Annotated in this window: 25 protein-coding genes; 12 read left to right on the top strand and 13 right to left on the bottom strand. The window is 71.4% G+C overall.

All coding sequences use genetic code 11. The features are described from left to right. Positions 1-77: 77 nt before the first annotated feature. A complete protein-coding gene (locus ACWEGE_RS28315) occupies positions 78-1,289 on the top strand; it encodes an alpha-hydroxy acid oxidase (RefSeq protein WP_449663507.1) in 1,212 nt (403 codons plus the stop codon). Here ACWEGE_RS28315 and ACWEGE_RS28310 read toward each other — a convergent pair. Further along, positions 1,286-2,029, bottom strand: a complete 744-nt coding sequence (locus ACWEGE_RS28310; RefSeq protein WP_449663480.1) for an SDR family oxidoreductase — start codon at positions 2,027-2,029, stop codon at positions 1,286-1,288. The two genes, ACWEGE_RS28315 and ACWEGE_RS28310, sit on opposite strands and share 4 nt — an antisense overlap. Positions 2,030-2,112: 83 nt before the next feature. Here ACWEGE_RS28310 and ACWEGE_RS28305 point away from each other — a divergent pair, with 83 nt between their 5' ends. After that, positions 2,113-2,706 (top strand): TetR/AcrR family transcriptional regulator, encoded by a 594-nt coding sequence (locus ACWEGE_RS28305; RefSeq protein WP_449663479.1) that lies wholly within the window; start codon positions 2,113-2,115, stop codon positions 2,704-2,706. A 110-nt stretch (positions 2,707-2,816) separates the two neighbouring features. Further along, positions 2,817-4,427 (top strand): L-lactate permease, encoded by a 1,611-nt coding sequence (locus ACWEGE_RS28300; RefSeq protein WP_449663478.1) that lies wholly within the window; start codon positions 2,817-2,819, stop codon positions 4,425-4,427. Here the strand turns inward: ACWEGE_RS28300 and ACWEGE_RS28295 are convergent. The 4 genes from ACWEGE_RS28295 to ACWEGE_RS28280 form a co-directional block, all read right to left on the bottom strand. Next, positions 4,408-5,043: a nicotinamide mononucleotide transporter family protein gene (locus tag ACWEGE_RS28295; protein WP_449663477.1), complete on the bottom strand. Its 636-nt coding sequence runs from the start codon at positions 5,041-5,043 to the stop codon at positions 4,408-4,410. The two genes, ACWEGE_RS28300 and ACWEGE_RS28295, sit on opposite strands and share 20 nt — an antisense overlap. 433 nt (positions 5,044-5,476) lie before the next feature. After that, complete coding sequence (locus tag ACWEGE_RS28290) at positions 5,477-6,253, bottom strand: mechanosensitive ion channel family protein (protein ID WP_449663476.1); 777 nt, start codon at positions 6,251-6,253, stop codon at positions 5,477-5,479. 236 nt (positions 6,254-6,489) lie between these two features. Beyond that, positions 6,490-7,683, bottom strand: a complete 1,194-nt coding sequence (locus ACWEGE_RS28285; RefSeq protein WP_449663506.1) for an ABC transporter permease — start codon at positions 7,681-7,683, stop codon at positions 6,490-6,492. A 23-nt stretch (positions 7,684-7,706) separates the two neighbouring features. Beyond that, positions 7,707-8,615: an ABC transporter ATP-binding protein gene (locus ACWEGE_RS28280; RefSeq protein ID WP_449663475.1), complete on the bottom strand. Its 909-nt coding sequence runs from the start codon at positions 8,613-8,615 to the stop codon at positions 7,707-7,709. Between the two features lie 118 nt (positions 8,616-8,733). Between ACWEGE_RS28280 and ACWEGE_RS28275 the strand changes: the two genes are divergently transcribed. The 5 genes from ACWEGE_RS28275 (at position 8,734) to ACWEGE_RS28255 (ending at position 13,644) form a co-directional block, all read left to right on the top strand. After that, positions 8,734-9,948 (top strand): PucR family transcriptional regulator, encoded by a 1,215-nt coding sequence (locus ACWEGE_RS28275; protein ID WP_449663474.1) that lies wholly within the window; start codon positions 8,734-8,736, stop codon positions 9,946-9,948. A gap of 193 nt (positions 9,949-10,141) precedes the next feature. Beyond that, positions 10,142-11,065: an ACP S-malonyltransferase gene (locus ACWEGE_RS28270; RefSeq protein WP_449663473.1), complete on the top strand. Its 924-nt coding sequence runs from the start codon at positions 10,142-10,144 to the stop codon at positions 11,063-11,065. Beyond that, positions 11,062-12,045, top strand: coding sequence for a beta-ketoacyl-ACP synthase III (locus ACWEGE_RS28265; protein WP_449663472.1), 984 nt, complete (start codon positions 11,062-11,064; stop codon positions 12,043-12,045). The genes ACWEGE_RS28270 and ACWEGE_RS28265 overlap by 4 nt, the downstream gene beginning before the upstream one ends. A 74-nt stretch (positions 12,046-12,119) precedes the next feature. Continuing rightward, entirely contained in the window at positions 12,120-12,365 is a 246-nt protein-coding gene (locus tag ACWEGE_RS28260; RefSeq protein WP_004559006.1) for an acyl carrier protein, read from the top strand. Positions 12,366-12,393: 28 nt separating this feature from the next. Further along, a complete protein-coding gene (locus ACWEGE_RS28255) occupies positions 12,394-13,644 on the top strand; it encodes a beta-ketoacyl-[acyl-carrier-protein] synthase family protein (protein WP_449663471.1) in 1,251 nt (416 codons plus the stop codon). A 58-nt stretch (positions 13,645-13,702) separates the two neighbouring features. On the opposite strand, the gene ACWEGE_RS28250 is transcribed toward ACWEGE_RS28255, so the two are convergent. Both ACWEGE_RS28250 and ACWEGE_RS28245 read right to left on the bottom strand, forming a co-directional pair. Further along, positions 13,703-14,299 carry a hypothetical protein gene (locus ACWEGE_RS28250; RefSeq protein ID WP_449663470.1) on the bottom strand — a complete coding sequence of 199 codons (597 nt, stop codon included), beginning with the start codon at positions 14,297-14,299 and terminating at the stop codon, positions 13,703-13,705. A gap of 32 nt (positions 14,300-14,331) precedes the next feature. Then, complete coding sequence (locus tag ACWEGE_RS28245) at positions 14,332-14,835, bottom strand: DUF3145 domain-containing protein (RefSeq protein ID WP_026469134.1); 504 nt, start codon at positions 14,833-14,835, stop codon at positions 14,332-14,334. A gap of 270 nt (positions 14,836-15,105) precedes the next feature. On the opposite strand from ACWEGE_RS28245, the gene ACWEGE_RS28240 reads away from it, so the two are divergent. Next, positions 15,106-17,256, top strand: coding sequence for a hypothetical protein (locus ACWEGE_RS28240; protein ID WP_449663469.1), 2,151 nt, complete (start codon positions 15,106-15,108; stop codon positions 17,254-17,256). A 3-nt stretch (positions 17,257-17,259) separates the two neighbouring features. On the opposite strand, the gene ACWEGE_RS28235 is transcribed toward ACWEGE_RS28240, so the two are convergent. After that, entirely contained in the window at positions 17,260-18,648 is a 1,389-nt protein-coding gene (locus ACWEGE_RS28235; protein ID WP_449663468.1) for a dihydrolipoyl dehydrogenase family protein, read from the bottom strand. Between the two features lie 142 nt (positions 18,649-18,790). On the opposite strand from ACWEGE_RS28235, the gene ACWEGE_RS28230 reads away from it, so the two are divergent. Continuing rightward, the gene (locus ACWEGE_RS28230) at positions 18,791-19,255 is read left to right on the top strand and encodes an Lsr2 dimerization domain-containing protein (RefSeq protein ID WP_449663467.1); all 465 of its coding nucleotides are present in this window, start codon (positions 18,791-18,793) and stop codon (positions 19,253-19,255) included. Between the two features lie 16 nt (positions 19,256-19,271). Here ACWEGE_RS28230 and ACWEGE_RS28225 read toward each other — a convergent pair whose 3' ends face one another. From ACWEGE_RS28225 to ACWEGE_RS28205, 5 genes are all read right to left on the bottom strand, one after another. Continuing rightward, positions 19,272-20,003, bottom strand: coding sequence for a lipoate--protein ligase family protein (locus ACWEGE_RS28225; RefSeq protein WP_449663466.1), 732 nt, complete (start codon positions 20,001-20,003; stop codon positions 19,272-19,274). Continuing rightward, positions 20,000-21,388, bottom strand: coding sequence for an NAD(P)(+) transhydrogenase (Re/Si-specific) subunit beta (locus tag ACWEGE_RS28220; protein ID WP_449663465.1), 1,389 nt, complete (start codon positions 21,386-21,388; stop codon positions 20,000-20,002). Before ACWEGE_RS28220 ends, ACWEGE_RS28225 begins: the two co-directional genes overlap by 4 nt. Then, positions 21,385-21,687, bottom strand: a complete 303-nt coding sequence (locus tag ACWEGE_RS28215) for an NAD(P) transhydrogenase subunit alpha (RefSeq protein ID WP_013223978.1) — start codon at positions 21,685-21,687, stop codon at positions 21,385-21,387. Before ACWEGE_RS28215 ends, ACWEGE_RS28220 begins: the two co-directional genes overlap by 4 nt. A gap of 5 nt (positions 21,688-21,692) precedes the next feature. Beyond that, positions 21,693-22,805 (bottom strand): Re/Si-specific NAD(P)(+) transhydrogenase subunit alpha, encoded by a 1,113-nt coding sequence (locus ACWEGE_RS28210; RefSeq protein WP_449663464.1) that lies wholly within the window; start codon positions 22,803-22,805, stop codon positions 21,693-21,695. Between the two features lie 123 nt (positions 22,806-22,928). After that, a complete protein-coding gene (locus ACWEGE_RS28205; protein ID WP_449663463.1) occupies positions 22,929-23,588 on the bottom strand; it encodes a TetR family transcriptional regulator in 660 nt (219 codons plus the stop codon). A gap of 94 nt (positions 23,589-23,682) precedes the next feature. On the opposite strand from ACWEGE_RS28205, the gene ACWEGE_RS28200 reads away from it, so the two are divergent. Both ACWEGE_RS28200 and ACWEGE_RS28195 read left to right on the top strand, forming a co-directional pair. Beyond that, on the top strand, positions 23,683-24,750 hold the full coding sequence (locus ACWEGE_RS28200) for a ferredoxin reductase (protein WP_449663462.1): 1,068 nt from the start codon (positions 23,683-23,685) through the stop codon (positions 24,748-24,750). Positions 24,751-24,761: 11 nt separating this feature from the next. After that, positions 24,762-25,868, top strand: a complete 1,107-nt coding sequence (locus ACWEGE_RS28195; protein ID WP_449663461.1) for a fatty acid desaturase family protein — start codon at positions 24,762-24,764, stop codon at positions 25,866-25,868. Positions 25,869-25,873 lie beyond the last annotated feature (5 nt).

Genomic DNA, 25,873 nt, shown 5'->3' with positions numbered 1-25,873 from the left:
GCAAAACACTGCTAGGTTCGGGGCCCGGCAGACATCCGATGTCTGCCGGGCCTCGCTGCACGTAGGGAGTGATGAAGGTGACGAAGCGCCGGTTGCCGAAGCCGAGCGAGCTGCAGCAGATCCTGCGGCCGAAGCCGATCGTGCTCAACCCGACGGACCGGCGGCTGGCGAACGCCCACACCATCGCCGACCTGCGGATGATCGCCCGCAAGCGCACCCCGCGGGCGGCGTTCGACTACACCGACGGCGCGGCCGAGCTCGAAGACAGCCTGCTGCGCGCCCGACAGGCGTACCGCCGCGTCGAATTCCACCCGAACGTGCTGCGCGGGGTGTCCGATGTGGACACCACCCGCGAAATCCTCGGCAAGACTTCGGCGCTGCCGTTCGCCTTCGCCCCCACCGGCTTCACCCGCATGATGCAGCACGAGGGCGAGCGCGCGGTGGGCCGGGTCGCCGAGCGCAACGGCATCCCGGTCGGGCTCTCGACCATGGCGACGACGTCGATCGAAGACCTCGCCGAAGCCGCGCCGGGCGCCCGCAAGTGGTTCCAGCTCTACGTCTGGCGTGACCACGGCGCCGGCGAAGATCTGATGAATCGCGCGTGGGCCGCGGGCTACGACACGCTGATGCTGACCGTGGACACCCCGGTCGGCGGCGCCCGCCTGCGCGATGTCCGCAACGGCCTGACCATCCCGCCGGCGCTCACGCTCAAGACGTTCCTCGACGGCGCGACGCACCCGGCGTGGTGGTTCAACCTGCTGACCACCGAGCCGCTCGAGTTCGCGTCGCTCAACCACTTCGGCGGCACGGTCGCGGAGCTGCTGAACAAGCTCTTCGACCCGACGCTGAACTTCGACGACCTCGACTGGGTCCGGCAGACCTGGCCGGGCAAGCTGGTGGTCAAGGGCGTGCAGAACGTCGACGACGCCCGCGACGTCGTCAAGCACGGCGCGGACGCGGTGCTGATCTCCAACCACGGCGGCCGCCAGCTCGACCGCGCCCCGACGCCGCTGGAGCTGCTCCCGGCGGTGCTGGACGAGGTCCAGGGCGAGGCGGAAGTCTGGATCGACACGGGCATCCTGTCCGGCGGCGACATCGTGGCGGCGATCGCCCGCGGCGCGAACGCGGTGCTGATCGGCCGCGCGTTCCTGTACGGCCTGATGGCCGGCGGCGAACGCGGCGTCCAGCGGTGCGTGGACATCCTGCGGACGGAGATGGTCCGCACGATGCAGCTGCTCGGCGTCCGGACCCTGAAGGACCTGACGCCGAGCCACGCCACCTTGCGTTAGACCTGCGCCTGGCCGCCGTCGACGAAGAACTCGACGCCGTTGACGAAGCTCGCCTCGTCGGTGGCCAGGAACAGCGCCGCCGCGGCGATCTCCGAGGGGTCGCCGAGGCGGCCCAGCGGGACCGCCTCCGCCATCCGCTCCACCATCGCCTGCTGCGCACCCGGTTCGGCCAGGCCGAGCAGGCCCGGGGTGAGCGTCGGCCCCGGGCTCAGGACGTTCACGCGCACGCCGCGGCCCTGCAGGTCGAGCGCCCAGGTGCGGGCGAAGTTGCGGACGGCGGCCTTCGTCGCGGCGTAGACGCTCATCCCCGGCGCCACCCGGGTCGACGTCGTCGAGCCGGTGATGATGACCGACGCCTTCTCGTTGAGCAGCGGCAGCGCCTTCTGCACGGTGAACAGCACGCCCTTGACGTTCGTGCCGAAGGTGACGTCGAACTGCTCCTCGGTGATCTCGCCGAGCGGGGCGGTGACGCCGCCGCCGGAGTTGGCCACCACGACGTCCAGGCCGCGGCCGCGTTCGGCGATCGCGCGGTACACCTCGTCCAGGTCGGCGAGGTTCGCGGAATCGGCGCGGATCGCCTGCACCGAGCCGCCGATCTCGGCGACGGCGTCGTCGAGGACCTCCTTGCGCCGCCCGGTGATGACGACGTGCGCGCCCTCCGCCGCGAACCGCTTCGCGATCCCCAGGCCGATGCCGGTCCCGGCGCCGGTCACGAGCGCGGTCTTGTTCGCCAGCTTCATGCTGTCCTCCCGAATTCTTGACTGTCTCGTCCAGAACGTACGCCGTTCTGGACGAGACAGTCAAGAATGCCTATCCTGGAGCCATGGCGAGACCCCGCGGCTTCGACGAAGGCGCGGTCCTGCGCACGGCGCGGGACCGGTTCTGGTCGACCGGCTACGCGGGCACGAAGATCGACGACATCGCCGCCGCGACCGGCCTCGGCAAAGGCAGCCTCTACGGCGCCTTCGGCGACAAGCACGCCCTCTTCGTGCGCGTCTTCGACGACCACTGCACCACCGCGGTCGAAGGCGCGCGCCGGAAGCTCGAGGGCCCCGACAGCGAGGCCTACCAGCGGCTCCGCGACTACGTCCTGGCCGACGCCGAATCCGTCGCCGCGGACGACATCCACCGGGGCTGCCTCATCGCGAAAGCCGCCGCCGAGTGCGCGGAGCACGACCCCGAGATCGCGAACCGCGCCCGCAAGGCGTTCCGCGAGCTGAACGGCCTGCTGACGACCTGCGTCGCGGGGGCCCAGCGCGCGGGTGACATCGCCGGCGGGCACGACCCGGCCCGGCTGGCCGGCCTGCTCCTGGCGACCATGCGGGGCATCGAAGCCCTCGGCAAGGGCGGCTGCGACCAAGCCGACCTGCGCGGCATCGCCGAAACCGCGCTCGCGGTGCTGCCGGTCAGCTCCTGACCGGTTGGGCCAACCGGTCTCAACTTCTTGACGGACCGCCTGGTTTGTGACGAAGATCTCGGGCACCCGCCGAAAGGCCGTTTTCGCATCGTGGAAAACGGAGGTCGCCCGTGTTCGTGCAGGATCTGACTCCGCTGGGCTCGCTGGGCCTGTCCGCGCTCGTCGCCGTGCTCCCCCTGGCCACCGTCCTCGTCCTGCTCGGCGCCGTCCGGATGCGGGCGCACCACGCCGCGCTGATCGGGTTGCTCGTCGCGCTCGTCGTCGGCGTCGCCGCGTACGGGATGCCGGTCGTGCAGGCCGTCTCCGGGGCGCTGCAGGGCGCCGCGTTCGGGTTGTGGCCGATCATGTGGATCGTCGTCAACGCGCTGTGGATCTACCGCCTCACCGTGCGGACCGGGCACTTCGACGTCCTGCGCCGCTCGTTCGGCCGGATCTCCGACGACCCGCGCATCCAGGCGCTGATCATCGCCTTCTGCTTCGGCGCGCTCATGGAGGCCCTCGCCGGGTTCGGCGCGCCGGTCGCGATCAGCGCCGTGATGCTCGTCGCCGTCGGGTTCCACCCGGTCAAGGCGGCCGTCGTCGCGCTGGTCGCCAACACCGCGCCGGTCGCCTTCGGTGCGATGGGCACCCCGGTCGTCACCCTCGCCCAGGTCACCGGGCTGCCGCTGCAGGAGGTCTCGTCGATCGTCGGGCGGCAGACGCCGCTGCTCGCGCTGGTCGTGCCGCTGCTGCTGGTGATCATCGTCGACGGCAAGCGCGGCCTGCGCGACACCTGGCTGCCCGCGCTCGTCTGCGGGGTCGCCTTCGGGCTCGTGCAGTTCCTCGCCTCGAACTTCGTGTCCCCGCAGCTGGCCGACATCGGCGCGGCGCTCGCCGGCGCGGCCGCGCTGGTCGCCCTCCCCCAGACCCGGCGCCCGGTCCCCGACGCGGTCCGGATCGGCACCGGCGGGACGGCGACCGCCGAAACGCCGCCGGAAGACTCCCGCGACGACGTCGTCAAGGCGTACCTGCCCTACCTGCTCATCATCGTGATCTTCTCGATCGCCGTGCTGCCGCCGGTGAAGCGGCTGCTGGACAAGGCGACCTGGAAGTTCCACTGGCCGGGGCTGAACGTCGCCGCCCCGAACGGGAAACCGGTGTCCGGCAACACGTTCTCGCTGCCGATCCTCAACACCGGCGGCACGCTGGTGCTGCTGGCCGGGGTCGTCACGGCGGCGCTGCTGGCGGTGCGGACGGGCGACACCGCGCGGGAGTGGCTGGCCACGGTCAAGGAGCTGCGGTTCGCGATCCTCACCGTCACCGGCGTCCTCGCGCTGGCCTACGTGATGAACCTGTCCGGCCAGACGACGACGATCGGCACGTTCATCGCCGCCGCGGGCGCCGGGCTCGCGTTCCTCTCGCCGGTACTGGGCTGGTTCGGCGTCGCCGTCTCGGGTTCGGACACCTCGGCCAACGCGCTGTTCGGTGCCCTGCAGGTGACGGCGGCGCACCAGACGGGCCTGCCGGCGGACCTGCTCGCCGCGGCGAACAGCTCCGGCGGCGTCCTCGGCAAGATGGTGTCGCCGCAGAACCTCACGATCGCCTGCGTGGCGGCGAACCTGCCCGGCGAAGAGGGGAAACTGCTGCGGAAGGTGCTGCCGTGGAGCGTCGGGCTGCTGCTGGTGATGTGCCTGATCGTGTGGGGTCAGAGCACGGCGGCGCTCAGCTGGATGCTGCCGTGACCTGCCGCCCGGCCACGCGTTCGGCCGAGCGGTTCCAGCTCCACCAGCCGTGCACGACGAGCCCGGCGAACACGATGTAGATGGCGGCGGAGAAGTACAGCCCGGACGAGATCTGCAGCGGCACGCCGATCGCGTCCACGGCCAGCCAGACCAGCCAGAACTCGACCAGCCCGAGCCCTTGCGCCCCGAACGCGACGAGGGTGCCGACGAAGATGGCGGCGTCCGGCCAGGGCGCCCAGGAGGCGTGCAGCGCGTCGAGCACCAGCGCCATCACGGTGGTGCCGACGGCGAAGGCGCCGATCATGGCGAGCCGTTCGGCGAGCCGGCCCTTGCGGACGACGACGCCGAACACGGGGTCCTGGCGGCGCGTCCAGGCCCACCAGCCGTAGACGGAGATGGCGAGGATGGCGACCTGCCGGGCGGCGAGCCCGCCGAGGTGCGCGGAGACGTAGACGGCGAACAGCAGCACGGTGGCCCCGACCTGCACGGGCCACGTCCACAGGGTGCGACGCTGCGCGAGGAACACGACGGCGAGCGCGAACACCTGCCCGGCGAGCTCCGCGATCGAAATCCACTGGCCGAGCACGGTGATCCCGTGGTGCAGCAGGAAGTCCACGTCACGCCCCTTTCGTCCTACCGCTCCCAACATGCTCCGGACGGGGTGAATTCCCTAGGGACTGTGAGGGGCGAGACATCCCGGACCGTGGGACGGCGCGGGCGGGGCGACAGTGCGCGGTACGGCGGTGCGGGGGCAGCTCACGCCTGGCCGGTCGGCGGAAGCGGTCCGGAATCCGGCGAGAATGCGGCGGCTCGCCGATACGGCAGTGCGCGGTACGGCGGCACGCCGATGCAGCTCGCGGCGGGCGCACGGTGCCGGGCCGCGGATCAGTTCACCGCGCCCTCCGCCAGGACAGCACGGGCCCGACGGCTTCACCACGGCCTCCGCCAGGACAGCACGGGCCCAGCAGCTTCACCACGCCCTCCGGCGGAACAACGGCGCGGGCCCGGCGGCTTCCCCGACCGCCGGGCCCGCGCCGCTCACCTCCCGCTCAGCCCTGCGGGCGCGGGGTGCCCACCGGCGGCGTCGGGGTGCTGTCCACGCCGACCGCCGCGCGCGGGACCGCCGGGCCGGTGCCCATCTCGCCCGTGCGCTGCGCCGGGGTCTCCAGCTGGTGCTCCATGTTCGCCAGCCAGCCGCGCCAGCGGTCCTGGGCCGGCTTGATCAGGCCGCCGCCGAAGCCGACCACGATCACGCCGCCGATCGTCGCCAGCACCGCGATCAGCACCGGGCCGGTGATCGCCGTCGCGATGTTGACCTGGCCGAGCGCCGCGATGATGCCGAACGCCATGATCAGCCAGTAGGCCGCCATCGACAGCGGCCGGGCCGCCCCGCGGCCGGACAGCGCGGACGCGACCACGTCCCGCACCACCTTCGCGATCGCCGCGGCCACCACGACGAGCACCAGCGCCACCACGATCCGCGGCAGGAACGCGATGATGTCGTTGAGCAGCTGGCTCACCGGGTTGGTCGGCCCGAACACGCCGAACGCCAGCTGCAGCGCGATCAGCAGAATGAAGTAGTAGACCAATTTGACCAGGATCCCGGTCGCGTCGATCTTCTGCTGCCCGACCTTTCCGCTCAGCCCGGTGCGCTCCACCAGTTTCCCGAAACCGGCTTTCCCGAGCACGAGCGCCAGCCCTTTCGAGACGGCTTTCGCGATCAGCCAGCCGATCAGCAGGATGATCAGGAATCCCACGAGTTTCGGGACGAACGTGGCCACCATCGCCCACGCCTGCCCGAGCCCGTCCTTCAGTTGCTCGCCCATACGGCTCCCTCCACGGATTTGCACCGGATCGTCGATCAAGTACCCATGGGCGGCAACTCGTGCGCCCCACGATCGAGTGAGACGACTGGCGCGCGAAGATCACCCGTGGCCATACTGGTTCTACCGGTGGGGACCGGGGAGACGAGGCCGTCCGGCGCAGCGTAAACCGCAAGCGCCGGGCGGCCTCGAGCATTACCGGCAAATCCGGCCCCGGCGGTACCGGGGGCCGGAGAACGTCAGGCGGCGCGCAGGGCGTCGCGGAGTTTCACTTTCGCGCCGGTGCGCATGACCGCGTTCCGGTAGATCCGCGCGGCGACCCAGATCAGCCCCGGAATCAGCAGCACCACCAGCCCCACCGACACCACGGCTTCCCAAACGGGCACCCCGCCCATCGCCAGGCGCATCGGCATCAGCGTCGGCGAGAACACCGGAATCACCGAAAGCACTTCGACGAACGTGTTGCCCGGATCCGACGGCAGCACCGAAATGCCGATCACGTACCCGACGATCACGAACATCAGCGCCGGCATCGTCGCCCCGCCGACGTCCTCCTGCCGCGAGACCAGCGCACCGAGCGCGGCGAACACGATCGAGTACATCAAGAACCCGAGCAGGTACCACACGACCAGCCAGACGACCGTGCCCACGGCCGCCGAGACCGAGATCGTCAGCACGCCCGTGGCCAGCCCGGCCACCACCCCGCCGACGCCGATCACGACCATCTGGATCAGCCCGACCGCCCCGATGCCGAGCACCTTGCCCGCCATCAGCTGCCACGGCTTGATCGTCGACAGCAGCAGCTCGACCACCCGCGAGGTCTTCTCCTCGACGACGCCCTGCGCGACGGTCTGGCCGTTCAGCAGCAGCGACATGTAGATCAGGATGCCCGCGATGATGCCGAGCACGAGCTGCTGGCCGTTGTAGTCGTACGGCTGCTCCAGCGGCGGGTCCTCGACGAACTTCGCGGACGCCATCGCGGCCTGGAACCGGGCCGGGTCGCCGCCGAGCGCGGTGACCTGCTGGTCGACCGCCAGCTGCTGGGACAGCAGCTGCAGGACCCGGCCGAGCTTGCCGTCGAGGTCCTTCTTCACCTGGACGTGCACGCTCTTGCCGTCGCCGGTGAGCAGCGCGTCGAGCGACCCGTCGGCCAGCTTCGCCCGCCCGGCGGCCTCGTCGGCGACCTGCGTGGTCTCGATCTTCTCGTCGAGGGCCTTCCCGGCCGTCTGCAGCGGCGCCGAGAAGCCGGCGGTCGCGGGGGTGAACCCGACCTTCGAGTCCGGCCCGCCGCCGCCGGCGATCAGCTTGAGCACCAGGATGCCGGCCACGATCAGCAGGAGCATGACCGCGGTGCTGATGCGGTAGGCCTTCGACTTCACCCGGGTGCCGATCTCGCGGGAGGCGACCAGGCCCACCGCCGCCGCCGGGCTCATCCGGACGTCCGGGACCACGGTACTCACGCGGCCACCTCCTCGGTGGTGACGACGGAACGGAACAGCTCGGTCAGCGACGGCTGCTCGCGGGCGAACTCGCGGACCGCCCCGGTGGCCAGCGCCGCCTTGAGCACGGCCTGGTCGTCGGCGCCCTCGCCCAGCTCGAGCTCGGTCACCGAGCCGGTCCGGCCGAGCACCGTCACCCCGGCCAGGCCGTCGGCCCACCCGTCCTCGGCGTCCGGGACGTCGACCCGCAGCCGGACCGCGCCGCCGGCGCGCAGCTCGCCGACCGTGCCGGCGGCCACCATCTGTCCATTGCGGACGATCCCGACCCGGTCGCAGAGCCGTTCCACCAGATCGAGCTGGTGGCTGGAGAACACGACCGGCACCCCCTCGGCCGCCTTCTCCTTGAGCACCTGGCTCATCACGTCGACCGCCACCGGGTCGAGGCCGGAGAACGGCTCGTCGAGCACCAGGATCCGCGGCTCGTGCACCAGCGCCGCGGCCAGCTGGACGCGCTGCTGGTTGCCGAGGGAGAGCTTCTGGACCTCGTCTTCGCGGCGGCCGGCGACGCCGAGCCGTTCGGTCCACGCGTCGGCCGACGCCCGCGCGTCGGCGGCGGGCATCCCGTGCAGCCGCGCCAGGTACGTCAGCTGCTCGGCCACCTTCATCCTCGGGTACAGGCCGCGTTCTTCGGGCATGTAACCGATGTGGCGGCGCGTTTCGTGCGTCACCGGCACGCCGTCGTAGCGGACTTCGCCGGCGTCGGCGGACAGCACGCCGAGCGCGATCCGCATCGTCGTGGTCTTGCCGGCGCCGTTGCTGCCGACGAACCCGAACAGTTCCCCCGGCCGGACGTCGAACGTCATCTCCCGCAGGGCGACCACGTCGCCGTAGCGTTTGGATATCCCGTCGATCTCTAAACCGGTCATTCCGGTTCCCCCGTTCTCGTGTGGCCCCGATCCTAGGTAGTGCGTACACGCGTCGCCTACCCTCGCGCGTTGCCGCCGGGGGCTACCAAAGTTGCGGGCACGTAGGATCGCCTCCGCCATGGATGGAACCACCGCCCCGCGCCGGGTGCCGAAGCACCACGGACTGTCCGCGAAGACGCTCCGGCGGCTGGAGCACGCGTCCGGCAGCCTGGCGAGCGCGAGCATCGCGGTGATGGAGCGGCGGCTGACCTGGTTCGCCCGCCTGCCCGCCGACCAGCGCGCGAGCGTCCTGCTGATCACCCAGGCCGGGGCCGCCGGCTTCGTCGACTGGCTGCGGGACTCCAAGGGGGCCCTGCAGCTGACGACCGAGGCGTTCCGCGACGCGCCGGCCGAGCTGTCGCGGTGGATCAGCCTGCGCCAGGCGGTCGCCATGGTGCGGCTGGCCATCGAGGTCTTCGAGGAGCAACTGCCGGAGTTCGCGGCGAACGAAACCGAACGCGCCGCGCTGATCGAGGGAATCCTGCGCTACGGCCGGGAAATCGCCTTCGCGGCGGCGAACTCCTACGCGGCCGCGGCCGAAGCGCGCGGCGCCTGGGACGCCCGGCTGGAGGCACTGGTCGTCGACGGCATCGTCCGCGGCGACGCCGAGGAGTCGGTGCTCTCGCGCGCCACGGCGCTGGGCTGGGATCCCTCCGCCGCCGCCACGGTGCTCGTCGGCAACCCGCCGTCGGAGGACCCGCCGACGGTGGTGTTCGAGGTCCGCAGCCGCGCGGCCCGCGTCGGCCGCCCGGTGCTGCTGTCGGTGCAGGGCTCCCGGCTGGTGGTCGTGGTCGGCGGCCCGACCGACGGCGGCGTGAAGGAGCGGGAGATCCTGACCCGGATGTCGGTGGCCTTCGCCGAGGGCCCGGTGGTGGCCGGCCCGACGGTGCCGACGCTGGCGGAAGCCCACCACAGCGCGACGGAGGCGTTGTCGGGGCTGCGCGCAGTGGTCGGCTGGCCGGGCGCGCCCCGGCCGGTGCGGTCGGCGGACCTGCTGCCCGAGCGCGCGCTGTCGGGCGACGCGGAGGCCGAGCGGCTGCTGGTGGACACGATCGCCCGGCCGTTGGAAGAGGCGGGCCCGACGCTGCAGCGCACGGTGGAGGCGTACCTGGAGAGCGGCGGCGTGCTGGAGACGTGCGCGAAGACGCTGTTCGTCCACCCGAACACGGTCCGCTACCGGCTGCGGAAGGCCGCGGACCTCACGGGCTGCCAGGCGACCGACCCGCGGGACGCGCTGGTGCTGCGGATCGCGCTGACCGTGGGACGGCTGGCTCGCGCTCGCGGCCTCTGGTGACAGCCCGGCTCTCAGCGCCGAGACCGTCGTCACGTGATGGACTTAACAGCGAAAGGTGATTGAACCCGACAAGGCTTCCGGGTTACGCGCGAGCTTCTGCGGCGCGTCTTTGGAGGGTTCCGACAAAGACGCCGCACAGACACTGTGAACGTCGGCATCCCGTGAAGGCACCGCCACCGTGTTGTCTTGAAGGGTGACAGCAGCAGTCCTCGCTCCCGGTCAGGGGTCCCAGGCCCCCGGTATGTTCACGCCCTGGCTCGACCTCGACGGCGCGCGCGAGCGCGTCGCCCAGTGGTCCGAGCGCGCCGGGCTCGACCTGCTCCGCCTCGGCACCGAGGCGGACGCCGACGAGATCCAGGACACCGCGATCGCGCAGCCGCTGATCGTGGCGCTGTCGCTGCTCACCTTCGAGCACCTCCAGGCCACCGCCCCGGTGGCGGCGGACGCGCCGGTCGCCGGCCACTCCGTCGGCGAGCTCGCGGCCGCCGCGATCGCCGGGGTGCTGAAGCCCGAAGACGCCGTCGCGCTCGCCGCCGTCCGCGGGGCCGAGATGGCGAAGGCGTGCGCGCTGGAACCGACGTCGATGGCCGCGGTCATGCTCGGGGACCCCGAGCAGGTCGTCGCGTGGCTCGAAGAGCAGGGCCTGACCGCGGCGAACCGCAACGGTGCCGGGCAGATCGTCGCCTCCGGTGCCGCCGACACGATCGCGAAGATCGTCGCCGAGCCCCTCGAAGGCACGAAGATCCGCGCCCTCAAGGTCGCCGGTGCGTTCCACACGCGCTACATGGCGCCCGCCGAAGAGGCGATGCGCGCCCACGCCGCCGAGCTGACCCCGGCCGACCCCACCCGCCCGCTGCTGTCCAACGCGGACGGTGCCGTCGTCACCAGCGGGGCCGAGTACCTGGCGCGGCTGGTCTCCCAGGTCACCCGCCCGGTCCGCTGGGACCTGACGATGGACGGCCTGGTCTCCCTCGGCGTCACCCGCACGATCGAACTCGCGCCCGCGGGCACCTTGACCGGTCTGGTCAAGCGGCAGCTCAAGGGCGTCGTCACCACTATCACCGCGCTGAAGACGCCGGCCGAGCTGGCGGCGCTGCGCCAGGAGGACGCCTCGTGACCGACCGACCGGCCCTGAGCCTCAACCCCGGTTCCCGCGGCAGCCGCGTGCTGGGCATCGGCAGCGCGCAGCCGGAGAAGATCGTCACCAACGACGACCTTTCGCAGATCATGGAGACCAGCGACGAGTGGATCCAGACGCGCGTCGGGATCGTCGAGCGCCGGTTCGCCGAGAAGGACGAGGAGCTCACCGACTTCGCCGTGGCTGCGGGCAAGGCCGCCCTCGAAGACGCCGGTGTCGACCCGTCCGAAGTGGACACGGTCATCCTGCCGAACTGCACCATGCGCACGCTGATCCCGAACGCGGCCGCCCAGGTGGCCGCCCGGATCGGCATCCCGGCCCCCGGCGCGTTCGACCTCAACGCCGCCTGCGCCGGGTTCTGCTACGGCCTGGGTGTCGCCTCGGACCTGATCCGGGCGGGCTCGGCGAAGAAGGTCCTGGTCATCGGCGCGGAGAAGCTCACCGACTCGGTCGACCCGACCGACCGGGCCAACGCGATCATCTTCGCCGACGGCGCGGGCGCCGCGGTGGTCGGCGCGTCCGACGAGCCGCAGATCGGCCCGGTGTCCTGGGGCAGCGCCGGCGACCTGGTCGATCTGATCTACATGCGCGACGAGAAGTACATCTACCAGGAGGGCCAGTCGGTCTTCCGGTGGGCGACCACGAAGATCGCGCCGATCGCGATGCAGGCGCTCGAGGTCGCCGGGCTCAAGCCGTCCGATGTGGACGTGCTGATCCCGCACCAGGCCAACCTGCGCATCGTCGAGGCGATCGCGAAGAAGCTGCGGGCCAACGGCGCCCGCGAAGACATGGTCGTCGCCGACGACATCAAGTACTCCGGCAACACGTCGTCGGCGTCCATCCCCCTCGCGCTGGACCACATGCGCAAGGCCGGGACGGCGAAGCCCGGCGACGTGGTGCTGGCGGTCGGGTTCGGCGCGGGCCTGTCCTACGCCGGGCAGGCGTTCATCTGCCCCTGATCACCGTTACGCTCCCCGCGGGCACTCGCCCGAGGGAAACCGACCCCCAGATGGACCGAGAAGGGAACTACCCCATGGCTGACAACGCTGAGATCCTCGCCGGCCTCGCCGAGATCGTCGAAGAGGTCGCCGGTGTGGCTCAGGACGACGTCACCGCCGAGAAGTCGTTCGTGGACGACCTGGACATCGACTCGCTGTCGATGGTCGAGATCGCCGTGCAGGCCGAGGACAAGTTCGGCGTCAAGATCCCGGACGACGAGCTCGCCAACCTGAAGACCGTGGGCGACGCGGTGAACTACGTGTCGGCCAACTCGAAGTAAGTCCTCTTCCCTCCTTGAGGAGACTCCCATGAGCAACATCGACGTCGTGATCACCGGTCTCGGCGCCACCACACCGCTCGGCGGGGACGTCACGTCCACCTGGGACGGTCTGCTGGCCGGGGCGAGCGGGGTTCGGGCGATCGAGGCCGATTGGGTCGAGGAGCTGCAGCTGCCGGTCAAGATCGGCGGTCAGCTGGCCGTCGATCCCTCGGAGGTCCTCCCGCGGGTGCAGGCCCGCCGGCTGGACCGCTGCGAGCAGGTCGCGCTGATCGCCGCCCGGCAGGCGTGGGCCGACGCCGGCTACACCGAGCCGACCGACGAGCACACCGATGTCGACCCCGACCGCCTCGGCGTGTCGATCGGCACCGGCATCGGCGGCCCGGTCACCCTGCTCACCCAGAACGACCTGTTGCACCAGCAGGGTCTCCGCAAGGTGTCGCCGCTGACCGTGCCGATGCTGATGCCGAACGGCCCGGCCGCGCACGTCGGCATCGACCTCAAGGCGCGGGCCGGGGTGCACTCCCCGGCCTCGGCCTGTGCCTCGGGCGCCGAAGGCATCGCCAGCGGCGTGGAGATGATCCGCTCCGGGCGTGCCGACGTCGTGATCGCGGGCGGCGCCGAGGCGTGCATCCACCCGATCACGCTGGCCGGGTTCGCCCAGGCCCGCACGGTCTCCACGCGCAACGACGACCCGGCGAGCGCGTCGCGGCCGTTCGACGCCAGCCGCGACGGCTTCGTCCTCGGCGAGGGCGCCGGCGTGGTCATCCTGGAGCGCGCGGACCTGGCGAAGGCCCGCGGGGCGCGCGTCTACGCGACGCTCGCCGGGCACGGCATCACCTCGGACGCCTACCACATCACGGGCAACCACCCCGAGGGCATCGGCCAGATCGCCGCCATGCGCGCGGCGATGAAGATGGCCGGGGTGACCCCGGCGGACGTCGGGCACGTGAACGCGCACGCGACGTCCACTGTGGTCGGTGACATCGGCGAGGCGGCGGCGATCCGCAACGCGATCGGGGACCACGTCGTCGTGACGGCGCCGAAGGGCTCGCTCGGCCACCTCGTCGGCGGTGCCGGCGCGGTCGAGGGGATCATCACGATCCTGGCGCTCTACCACGGCCTGGTGCCGGCCACTCGGAACCTGACCGACCTGGACCCGCGGGTGCAGCTGGACGTCGTCGCGGGCGAACCCCGCAAGGTCGAGCTGACCGCGGCGATCAGCAACTCGTTCGGGTTCGGCGGCCACAACACCGCGCTGCTGTTCACCCCGGCGGCCTGAGCCGCCTGGTACTGACCAGAAGGGGCCCGGCTCACGAGCCGGGCCCCTTCTGGCGTGTTCAGCACTTCTCGTGTTCGGGTGGTGGCCCGCCGTCGACGGCGGCGACGCGCAGGGTCTTCTCCTCGATCACCATCGGCATGACGAGCCGCCACTTGATGCAGGGCTCGCGGAAGAACGGCGGCGCGTCCTCGACGTCCTGCGTGCTGGTGAACCCGACCAGGACCCGCAGCGAGTTCCCGGTCGAGCGCTCGATCCGGTAGACGAGGGCGTCGGTGTCCTTTGTGGTGCGAACGCCCTTCAGCCAGTCGGCCCGCGGCTGGCCGGCCGCCCGCTCGTCGGTGACCACGGCGGTCCACTGCTGGTACTGCTTGGTGTTGATGGCCTCGAAGTACTTCTTCAGCAGCTTGCGGACGGCGTCGGCCTGCGGGTGCGCCCGCGCGTCGTCGGTCATCTCGACCTCGTCGTCCACCACGACCGGCGCGCCGCTGCTGGACGACGCCGGCGTCGACACCGCGCTGGAGGCGTCGTCGGCTGGCTGGTCCGGACGGCGGTAGATTTCGCGCGCGAGCAGGCCGCCGCCGACGGTCACGGACAGCACCACGACCACGACGGGCACCAGCCAGCGCTGGCGAGAGCTGGGGGCGGGGGTGGTCACGCCGGAAAGCGTACCGGCCCCCGCCGCGGGGCTCAGCCGACCTGGTGCAGCCAGGTCACCGGCGCGCCGTCGCCGGCGTGGCGGAAGGGCTCGAGCGCCTCGTCCCAGCTCGCGGCCAGGAGTTCGTCCAGCTTGTGCGCGAGGGACTCACCACCGCGGGTCATGCTGACGAGCGCGCGGAGCTGGTCCTCGCCCACCACGATGTCGCCGTTGGCGCTGGTCCGGCCGTGCCACAGGCCGAGGCCGGGCGCGAAGCAGAACCGCTCGCCGTCGACGCCCGCACTGGGCTCTTCGGTGACTTCGAACCGAATCATCGGCCACGCCTTGAGCGCCGCCGCCAGCTTGGCGCCGGTGCCCGCGGGCGCGCGCCAGCCGCACTCGGCGCGAAGCTGACCCGGACTGGCCGGCTGCGCCGTCCACTTCAGGTCAACGCGGGCACCCAGGGTGCCCGAAATGGCCCACTCGACGTGCGGACACACCGCAGACGGCGACGAGTGGACGTACACCACACCTCGGGTGCTGCCACGGGTGCTCACTGCTACCTCCGCTTGCTCGACGAGGGACGTCTTCCCCTACGCCCTACTCCGAGCTGCAGCGCGGGCCTCAGCGCGGCTCCCGAATGCCGCCTCCGATGCGTTGTAGCACATTCTGCACCCCAACCGTGCCGTTTGGCCACATGAACACCACAAGTCACCCGCCGCCCCACTTTCGGAGGGCAAGCGGCCGCGGCGCGCCCGTGTCGCGCGGATCCTTGCGCCGGGCGCGCTAGCGTGTTGACCCGGAACGACGACCAGGGAGGAAAAGCGGTGCGACTGGTGCGCCTGGAGCGGCAGCAGTCCCGGGTGGCGGACGACATCCGGGCGGCACTGGCGTCCCTGGGCCGCGGCAGCACCGTGATCGGCGGGATCGCACTGGTGGGTGTCGGCGGGGTGACCGACCGCCCGATCGAGGCGGTGGTCGTGTTGCCCCACGGCGTGATCATCGTGATCGGCGTGGACCTGCCGGACCCGGCCCTGCGCCTGGAGGCCCCGCTGGGCGGCCCCTGGAAGGCCGACGGCTGGCCCCTGGTCGCGGACGACGATTCGGTGAACCCGGCCACGGAGGCCCTGGACGTTTCCCAGGCTTGCGAACGGCAAATTGCCGAACTGGTCCCGGGCACGGCCCCGGTGGGCACGATCATCGCGGTCGGGCCGTACGTGGAGACGGTGGACCAGCCGGCGGCCGACCTGGCGGGCCCGGTCCGCGTACTGCACCCCACGCCGACGACGATGCTGGCGGCAACGGTGTCGTTGGCAACGGCCCACCGCCCGCGCTCGGTGGACCAGGCGAGGGCGCTGATCCGCGGGCTGGCACCGTCGGCCCCGGAGTTGTCGGACGAGGTCCTGCTGGGCGAGGGCTTCAGCCGGTTGACCGACGACGCACCACCGGAGTCCCTTTGGGACGATGCACCGGCAGGGCCTGGGACGCGGACGGATTCTGCCGCTGGCCCGGGCGGCTCGGGTTCTTCGGGTGGCTCGGGTGCTTCCGGTGGCACGGGTGGCTCCAATGCCTCGGGTTCTTCGGGTGCCTCCGGCGGCTCGGATGGCACAGGTGCCTCCAGTGCCACGGGTGGCTCGGGCACGGCGGGGACAACGGACTGGCGGACCGAGACCCCGGTCGAAGCCAAGCCGGAGCCCACCCCGGCCCCGGAGCCCGCGGCGGCCGAGCCGGAGCTGCCCGAGCCGGGCGAGGTTGGCGAGGCCGAGCCGACCGAGGTTCTTCAGTCGGCCACCAAGCCGGAGCCGCACAACACCGATTCCCCCGCCCGGCCGGTGTTTCCCGGTGCCGAGACCACCTCCACGCCTACCGAGACCGAGGCCACCGAGGTTCTCCCCGCCCCCGCCCAGCAGGAGCCGGCCCTCTCCAGCCGACCGGTGTTTCCCGACACCGAGGAGGCCGCGGAGCCACCCCAAGTCCCCGGTTCCACCCCATCCGGTGACCCGGAACCGCCTGAATCCCCCGCCGACGAGGCCGAGCGCACCGAAAACCTTCGCCTCCCCGCCCCGGACAGCGACCAAACCGCCGATCTCGGCCACACCGCCGAAGCCGAGCAGGCACCTGAGCACCCGGCACCGCAGCCGACCGAAGCCGAGCAAGCCGCCCAGGGTCCCATCGCGCCCGAGCGGACCGCCGAAGCCGGGCCGGAGCTCGCCGGGCCATGGCTCAACGAAGCAAAGCAAGCCGGGCCGAAACCCACCGGGCCGCAGCCGGCCGAAGCCGCGCCGCAACCAACCCAAGCCGCCGCTCAACCCCCTCTTCCCTCGCCGCAGCCGCAGCCGCCGCAGCCCTTCCCCCGCCCGCGGCCTGAGCCCGAACCCGCCGCCACACCTCGTACCGTCCGCTGGCTGCCGCTCGGCGCCGTCGGTGGGCTCGTCCTGCTCGCCGTTGCCGCCATTGCCGTGGCCACCACCGGTGATGGCACCGCCGCCGCGCCGCCCCCTCCCGCGAGCACCTCCTCCGCCGCTCCGCCCACCACTCCCGTGCGGAGCCTCGAGTTCGCCCTCCGCGCCGCCGGCGGAGACCAGCGCTGCGCCTCCCACGCCTTCGGCGACGCCCAGGCCAGCCTGCAGCAGACCAGCTGCTCCGGCGTCAAGCGCGCCAGCTACGCCGCCACCGTCGACGGCCGTGCGGGGGCCGTCACCGTCGGAATCGTCGACTTCCCCGATGCCGGCCAGGCCGCCGCGTTCAAGGCCGTCACCGACACGCCCGGTGGGGGTGGCGTCCTCGACCTCGCCACCGAGACCGGGCAGTGGGGCGCCACCCCCGTCCCGCGCTTCGAGAACGCCGCCTACGCCAGCAAGCTCGACGGCTCGTCCGTGCGGATCGTGCAGGCCGTCTGGGCGCCGGGACCGTCCACTCCGGACGATCCCGGCCTGGTCAGGGCCGCCGCGGCCGCCCTCGACCTGCCCGCGCGGTGAGCCTCAGAGCCCGTACGCCTCCAGCAGCCGCAGCCACACCTCGCTGATCGTCGGGAACGACGGCACCGCGTGCCACAGCCGGTCCAGCGGTACCTCGCCCACGATCGCGATCGTCGCCGAATGCAGCAGCTCCGAGACGTCCTGGCCGACGAACGTCACGCCCAGGAGCACGTTCCGCTCCGTGTCGACGACCATCCGGGCCTTGCCCGTGTAGCCGTCCGCGTGCAGCGACGAGCCCGCCACCGCGATGTCGATGTCGACGACGCGGTCCGCCGAGCCCGGCCGCGCGTCCGCCAGGCCGACCGCCGCCACCTCCGGGTCGGTGAACACCACCTGCGGCACCGCGTGGTGGTCGGCCGTCGCGGTGAACCGGCTCCACGGCGAAGCCGGCACCGGGGTCCCCGCGGCCAGCGCCGCCACCGTGTCGCCCGCCGCGCGGGCGCCGTACTTGCCCTGGTGGGTCAGCGGCGCCCGGCCGGTGACGTCGCCGGCCGCGAACAGCCAGCCACCGTCCACTGCGGACACGCGGCCGGTGTCGTCGGTCTCCAGCGGCTGCCCGGGCTCGATGCCGAAGCGCTCGAGCCCGGCGGTCGCCGGACGGCGGCCGGTCGCCACCAGGAACTCGTCGACGACCAGCGTCGAACCGTCCTTCAGCGTCAGCTCGGTCCCGAACTGCCCCGCGGCCACCTGCGACACACCCGATTCCGTGTGCACGAAGACGCCCGCCTCGCGCAGCCCGTGCAGGACGAGGTCGCCGGCGAACGCGGCGTTGCGCGGCAGCGGCCGCTCGCCGGTGATCACCAGGTGGACCTCCGAGCCGAGCGAAGCGAACGCCTGCGCCATCTCGACGCCGACCACGCCACCGCCGAGGACGCCGAGCCTGGCCGGCACCGAAGACGCCGACGTCGCTTCCCGCGAACCCCACGGCCGGATCGCGTCGAGCCCGGGGATCTTCGGCGTGCTGGGGACGCTGCCGGTGCACACGATCACCGCGTGCCGCGCGGTCAGCACCCGGTCGCCGCCGACGGTCACTTCCCGCTCCCCGGTGATTTCCCCGTGCCCGCGAACCGGTTCGATGCCCACGCCGCGCGCCCAGTCGACCTGCCCCGAGTCGTCGCCCTTGCCGGTGAACCAGTCACGGCGCGCGAACACCGCCGCGGGGTCGATCCGGTCGCCGACCGGCACGCCGGGCACCCGCTTGGCGGCGGCGAGCAGGTTTCCCGGCCGCAGCAACGCCTTGCTCGGGATGCAGGCCCAGTAGGAGCACTCGCCGCCGAAGCGTTCGTGCTCGACGAGGGCGACCTTCAGGCCTCCGCGGGCCGCCCGCTCGGCGGCCACCTCCCCCACCGGACCCGCGCCGATCACCACTACGTCAAAAGTCTCTCCAGCCATGGCTTCAGCGCACACCACCACGCGGGATCACGCAAGCCAACGGCTATCCTCCGTCGGGAAGCTGCAAGTTGTCGGCGGCACCGGATGCCGTCGGGCCCGGTGCGCGCGAACACATCACACGTTCGAGCACGGGAGGTTTGTCGTGGCCAAGAACACGGCTGTGCAGGTGCTGGATGATCTGACCGGCGATCCCGCGGCGGAGACCGTCGGGTTCGGGCTGGACGGCATCGACTACGACATCGACCTCTCCTTCGCCAACGCCGAGGCGCTGCGCGGGTTCCTGCAGCGCTACGCCGACGCCGGCCGCCGCACCGGTGGCCGCAAGAACCGGCCGCGGATCGTCCCCGGCGCGAAGAAGACCCCGGCGAAGGCGGCCGCCAGAACGGCCATGCCCGCGAAAGCCGTGGCCAGCAAGGCTGCGCCCGCCAAAGCGAAGGCCACCACGGCCAAGCCCGAACCGGCGAAGCCGGCTCGCGCGAAAGCCGAGCCCGCGAAGACCGAGCCCGTGAAGACCGCCACCCGCGCCAAGAAGCCCGCCGAGCCGAAGGCCACCCCCCGCGCGGCCGCGCGCAAGGTGCCGACCGTCACGTTCTCCGCGGCCGAGTAAGTCCACAGTAGACGGCTCAGGCCGCGCGCTGCGCGCCGTCGGCGTGCCAGGACGGGTAGCGGTAGCGGGTGTGCAGCAACGCCCGCTGCCGCGCCAGCTCGGCCGCCGACGGCGGGCGGGGCACGAGCGTCCCGAGCAGCTGCGACGCCGCCGCGCGCACCGCGGCCTCGACCGCCGGGAACCCGGGCCGCAGGCCGTGCTCGGCCAGCGACGCCACCGGGCTGCGGTGCGAGTCGAGCGGCCGCGGGTCCGGCGGTGCGCTGGTCAGGTAGCGGCCGACCAGGCCGGCCGACGTCTCGACCAGCAGCGTCGAGTGCGCCAGCAGGCCGGTCTTGGTGCGGAACACGGCGAAGCCGCACAGCTTCGCGTCGCCGACGAACAGCCCGCGGTCGCCGATCCGCGGCACCAGGCCGAGCTGGTCGACCGCGGCGCTCATCACCTGGCCGAGTGCCTCCAGCGGCCGGTCCGCCGGGCCGGGCAGGACCAAAGTCACGTTCAGGTTCCCGGGGTCGTGGAACACCGTGCCGCCGCCGCTGGCCCGGCGCAGCACCGGGACGCCGTCGCGGGCGCACTCCTCGACGCGCACCTCGCGCGCGATCCGCTGCCCGCGGCCCACCACGACGCAAACCGGGTTGCGCCAGAGCCACAGCACCGGTGACTCGGGCGCAACCCGGAGGAGCGCTTCGTCGAAAGCGAGGTTCTCGGCCGGATCCGTGAACGCTGCACGCACATCCGACCCGGTCGTCATAGCGCCTTGAGTTCCTCCACGATCTCGCCCACCGACGACTTGGCGTCCCCGAAGAGCATGCTGGTCTTCGGATCGTAGAACAGGTCGTTGTCGATGCCCGCGAAGCCCGAGCTCATACTGCGTTTCAAGACGATCACGGACCGGCTCTCGTTGACCTTGAGGATCGGCATCCCGTAGATCGGCGAGCTCGGGTCGGTCTGCGCGGCCGGGTTCGTGACGTCGTTCGCGCCGATCACCAGCGCGACGTCGGTCTGGGCGAACTCGGAGTTGATCTCGTCCATCTCCTTGAGCTGCTCGTACGGCACGTCGGCCTCGGCGAGCAGCACGTTCATGTGCCCCGGCATCCGGCCGGCGACCGGGTGGATCGCGTAGGCGACCTGGATGCCCTTCTTCTCCAGCAGCTTCGCCATCTCGCGAACGGTGTGCTGCGCCTGGGCCACGGCCATGCCGTACCCGGGAACCACGACGACCTTGCTCGCGTACGCCATCTGGATCGCCGTGTCGGCCGCGCTGGTGGAGCGCACCGGCCGGGCTTCCTTCGTCCCGCCGCCGGCCGCGACCGCCGGCCCGCCGCCGAAGCCGCCCGCGACGATCGCCGGGATGGACCGGTTCATCGCCTTGGCCATCAGGTTGGTCAGGATCGAACCGGACGCGCCGACGATCATGCCCGCCACGATCAGCGCGGTGTTGTCCAGCGCCAGGCCCATCGCCGCCGCCGAGAGCCCGGTGAACGCGTTGAGCAGCGAGATCACCACCGGCATGTCCGCGCCGCCGATCGGCAGCACGACGGTGAGGCCGAGGATGCCCGCCGCGACGAGCAGCCCGATGATCAGCAGCTCGCTGTCGCCGCCGGTGATGATGAGCACCGCGCAGACGACGGCGATCGCCAGGAGCAGCAAGTTGACCGGCTGCTGCAGCTTGCCGAGGGTGATCGGGCGGCCGCTGATCAGCTCCTGGAGCTTGCCGAACGCGACGTTCGAGCCCCAGAACGAGATCGAGCCGATGATCGCGGCGAACAGGGACGCGATCGAGATGTAGAGCGGCTCGTGCGCGTAGCCGTCGGTGTGGTTGAACTCGACCCAGGCGATGAGCGCGACCGCGCCGCCGCCCACGCCGTTGAACAGCGCCACCATCTGCGGCATCGCGGTCATCTTGACCTTGCGCGCCGACGGGACGCCGACGACCACGCCGATCCCGACGCCGAGCGCGATCAGCACCCAGTTGCCCATCCCGGGGGTGAGCAGGGTGGCGACGACGGCGATGCCCATGCCGGCCGCGGCGATCCAGTTGCCGCGGACCGCGGTGCGCGGGCCGGTGAGGCCCATCAGGCCGTAGATGAAGAGGGCGAACGCGACGATGTAGAGGATCGCGATGAAGTCGGTCACTTCTCGTCCTCCTCACCGGCAGCGGGTTTCTTGGCCTTGAACATCGACAGCATCCGGTCGGTGACCAGGAACCCGCCGACGACGTTGATCGTGCCGAAGGCGATCGCGATCACCAGCAGGATCTTGTTGAACACGCCGTCGACGCCGAGGCCGAGCACGACCAGCCCGCCGAGCAGCACGATGCCGTGGATGGCGTTCGTGCCGGACATCAGCGGCGTGTGCAGGGTGTTGGGCACCTTCGAGATGACGGCGAAGCCGACGAACCCGGCGAGCACCAGCACCGCCAGGTTCTGCACCAGAGGACTCACGAGGCGCTCCCTTCGCGCCCGGCCACGCAGGCACCGGCGACGATCTCGTCTTCGAAGTTCAGCTCCAGCGCGCCTTCCTTCGTCACGAGCAGCTCCAGCAGCTCGACGACGTTGCGCGCGTACAGCTCGCTGGCGTGCGAAGGCATTTCGGCGGGCAGGTTGAGCGGGGAGGAGATGGTGACGTCGTGCTCCACGACGTCCTCGCCCGGCTTGGTCAGCTCGCAGTTGCCGCCGGTCTCGCCGGCGAGGTCGACCACGACCGACCCGGCGGGCATGCCCTTGACGGCGTCCGCGGTGACCAGCGTCGGCGCCTTGCGGCCCGGGACCAGCGCGGTGGTGATCACGACGTCGAACTTCGTGATGGCTTCGGTGAGCCGCCGCTGCTGCTCCTCGCGCTCCTCCGGCGTCAGCTCGCGGGCGTAGCCGCCTTCGCCGACCGCCTCGATGCCGAGGTCCAGGAACTGCGCGCCGAGCGACTTGACCTGCTCGGCGACCTCGGGCCGGACGTCGTAGCCGGTGGTCTGCGCGCCGAGCCGTTTCGCCGTGGCGAGCGCCTGCAGGCCGGCGACGCCGGCGCCGAGCACCAGCACCTTGGCCGGCGGGACGGTGCCGGCCGCGGTGGTGAGCATCGGGAAGAACCGCGGGAGCTTCTGCGCGGCGAGCAGCACCGCGCGGTAGCCGCCGATGCTGGCCTGCGACGACAGCGCGTCCATCGCCTGCGCCCGGGAGATCCGCGGGATCGCCTCCATCGCGAAAGCGCGCAACCCCGCTTCTTCGAGCTTCGTGAGCCCCTCCGGATTGCCGCGCGGATCGAGGAAACCGACGAGCACGGCGCCCCGGCTCAGTTTCGCGACTTCCTCCGGCGACGGCGGGTTGACCTTCACGACGATCGGGGCGCCCCAAGCGTCGCCGAGCTCGGCGCCCGCCTGGGTGTACGCGTCGTCACTGAGATGGGCACCGGACCCGGCACCCGGCTCGACGACGACGCGCAGCCCGCGCTGCACGAGCCGCCCGACGAGCTTGGGCACCACGGCCACCCGCCGCTCCCCGGGGCGTGATTCGGCCACCACACCCACGGTGAGCTGCTGACTCTGTTCGCTGTCCGTCACACGACCTCCTCATCGGCGAGGCACGATCCGAGGGTTGTACCACGTCGGACCGACAGTCCCCAGTGACGTGGGTCGCAAGTCTCGCGGTTGTGCCAGAAGATACGAGCGGCCGGGAGGAAACGTTCAGCTGCTTTTCCAGTGCGGGACGCCGAGCAGGACCAGCCGTAGCCGTTTTTCCGCCGTTCCGGTGATTTTCGCGTCCTGACCTGGGCGTGCCTCCAGCAGTTCGACAATGGTCGTCAGCATCACGGAAACGATCAAGTCGGCCAGCATGTGCAGGTCTTCGGTGCTCCATTCGCGCAGCTTCGGGAACCGGGCGAGGTCGATGGCGAGATCACCGGAGAACAGGCGCAGTTCGACGCCGATCGCCTCGGCGAGCGAGCCGCCGGCGTACCGCTCGCGGGTGAGGAACCGGAAATGGTCCTCGTGCGCCCGGACGAATTGGTGCAGCGTCGCCACCGACGCGCTGATCATCCCCTGGTAGGTCTCCGGATCCGCGCGGGCGGAGCGGATCATCCCGCGCAGCGTGCGCGTCGCCTCTTCGACGAGCGCGACGCCGAGGTCGTCCATCGAGGCGAAGTGCCGGTAGAAGGCCGTCGGGACAATGCCGGCGCCCTTCGCGACCTCGCGCAGGGAGAGCGTGGCGAACGGCCGGTCGGCCAGCAGCTCGAGGGCGGTGTCCAGCAGTGCCTGGCGCGTGCGCAGTTTGCGTTCCTGGCGGCTCACCGGCGTCAGTGGTTCGGACACGGGTTCCAGAGTACGGATGTCCACCGCGTTGCTCACGTCACATCCTCTGCGTCTCGCGTTGACAGGGCGTCCACTCCTGCAGTGCACTATTGAGTGTACAGTCGTTCACTGTAACCGAGGAGGTTCGGAGATGACGGCGCTCATCCCCCGGCGGGTGCGCGGCCTCGCCTCGCTGGCCGAGGCGCTGCTGACGCCGCACGGGATGGACCGGTACCTGGAGCTCGTCGACCCGATGCTGGTCCGCCGCGAGATCCGCGGGCTGGTCACGGCGGTGCGCAAGCAGACGCCGGACACCGTCACCCTCACCGTCCGGCCCAGCCGCGCGTGGCCCGGCTTCACCGCCGGCCAGTACGTCCGCCTGCAGGTGGAGATCGACGGCGTCCGGCGCACCCGCTGCTATTCGCCGTGCGGTTCGCAGTACGACGGCGAGCTGGAGTTCACGGTCAAGGAGCAGGGCCTGGTTTCCGGGCACCTGAACCGCGCGATCGGGGTCGGCTCGGTCGTCAACCTGTCCACTCCGGACGGTGGCTTCACCCTGCCCGCGGAACGCCCGGACCGCGTGCTGCTGATCAGCGGCGGCAGCGGCGTCACGCCGGTGCTCGCCATGGCGCGCACGCTGGTCGCGGAGGACCACCCGGGCGAGATCGTGTTCCTGCACTACTCGAACGGGCCGGCCGACGCGCTGTACCGCACCGAGCTGGCCGAGCTCGCCGCCCGGCACCCCGGGCTGCGGGTCGTGCACGCCTACACCCACTCGAAGGGTGGTGACCTGGACGGGTTCTTCGCGCTTGCGCACCTGGAGCGGGTCGCGCCGTGGTTCCGGGACGCCGAGACGTTCGTCTGCGGCCCGAAGCCGCTGATGGACGCCGTCCGGGAGCAGCTGGGTGAACGCGTGCACACCGAAGAGTTCACGCCGCCGGCGTTGACCTTCGACACGGCGGACGCCGAAGGCCGGGTGCGGTTCCGCCGCAGCGGCCGGGAGTGCGCCAACTCGGGGAAGCCGTTGCTGGAGCAGGCCGAGGAAGCCGGGCTGTCGCCCGAGCACGGCTGCCGGATGGGCATCTGCTTCTCCTGCACCCAGCTGAAGACCGCCGGGCGCGTCCGCAACGCGCGCACCGGCGAGGTTTCCGGCGACGAAGACGAAGAAATCCAGCTCTGCATCTCCGTCCCGGTCGGGGACGTCGAGATCGACGCTTAGAGGAGACTGCCATGACCGGTCTGCAGGACCGCCTGACCCCGGAACAGGTCGAGGAGTTCGGCCGCGAGCTCGACGCGCTGCGGCAGCGGATCGTCGACGACCTGGGCCAGGAGGACGTCGACTACATCCACGACATCATCAAGAAGCAGCGCGGCCTGGAGGTCGCCGGGCGGGCGCTGCTGTTCGCCGGGTTCTTCCCGCCGGCGTGGCTGGCCGGCGTCGGCGCGCTGTCGCTGGCCAAGATCCTGGACAACATGGAGATCGGCCACAACGTCATGCACGGCCAGTACGACTGGACGCGCGACCCGGCGCTGAGCTCCCAGCGGTTCGAGTGGGACACGGTGGCGCCGGCGGAGAACTGGCGGCACTCGCACAACTACATCCACCACACGTACACGAACATCGTCGACAAGGACCGCGACGTCGGCTACGGCATCCTGCGGATGGACACCGCCCAGAAGTGGCACCCGTACTACCTGGGCAACCCGGTGTACGCGACGCTGCTGGCGATCTTCTTCCAATGGGGCGTGATGCTGCACGACCTCGAGGTCGAGAACGTCGTCAAGGGCACGCGGACCTGGGCGGACAACGTGCCCGTTCTGCGGAAGATCGTGCGGAAGGCGTCCCGGCAGGTCGGCAAGGACTACGTCCTGTTCCCGCTCCTGACCGGCCCGCTGGCGCCGCTGACGTTCCTCGGCAACGCGACGGCGAACCTGACCCGCAACCTGTGGGCGTTCGCGATCATCTTCTGCGGCCACTTCCCGGCGGACGTGGAGAGCTTCACCGAAGAGGAGACTTCCGAAGAATCGCGCGGCCAGTGGTACCTCCGCCAGATCCTGGGTTCGGCGAACATCACGGGCGGCCCCCTGTTCCACATCCTGAGCGGCAACCTGTCCCACCAGATCGAGCACCACCTGTTCCCGGACATCCCGGCGCGCCGCTACCCGCAGATCGCCGGCGAGGTGCGCGAGATCTGCGAGAAGTACGGGCTGCCGTACCACACGGGCCCGCTGCGCAGGCAGCTCTGGTCGGTGGCGAAGAAGATCGTGAAGCTGGCCCTGCCCACGCCCCCTTCGCCGACTACCGTGGAACCCGACCGGCAGCTCCGAGCAGCGTGAGGGTG

Source organism: Amycolatopsis sp. NPDC004747 (assembly GCF_053601335.1).
This window is presented reverse-complemented; position numbering and strand designations above follow the sequence as displayed.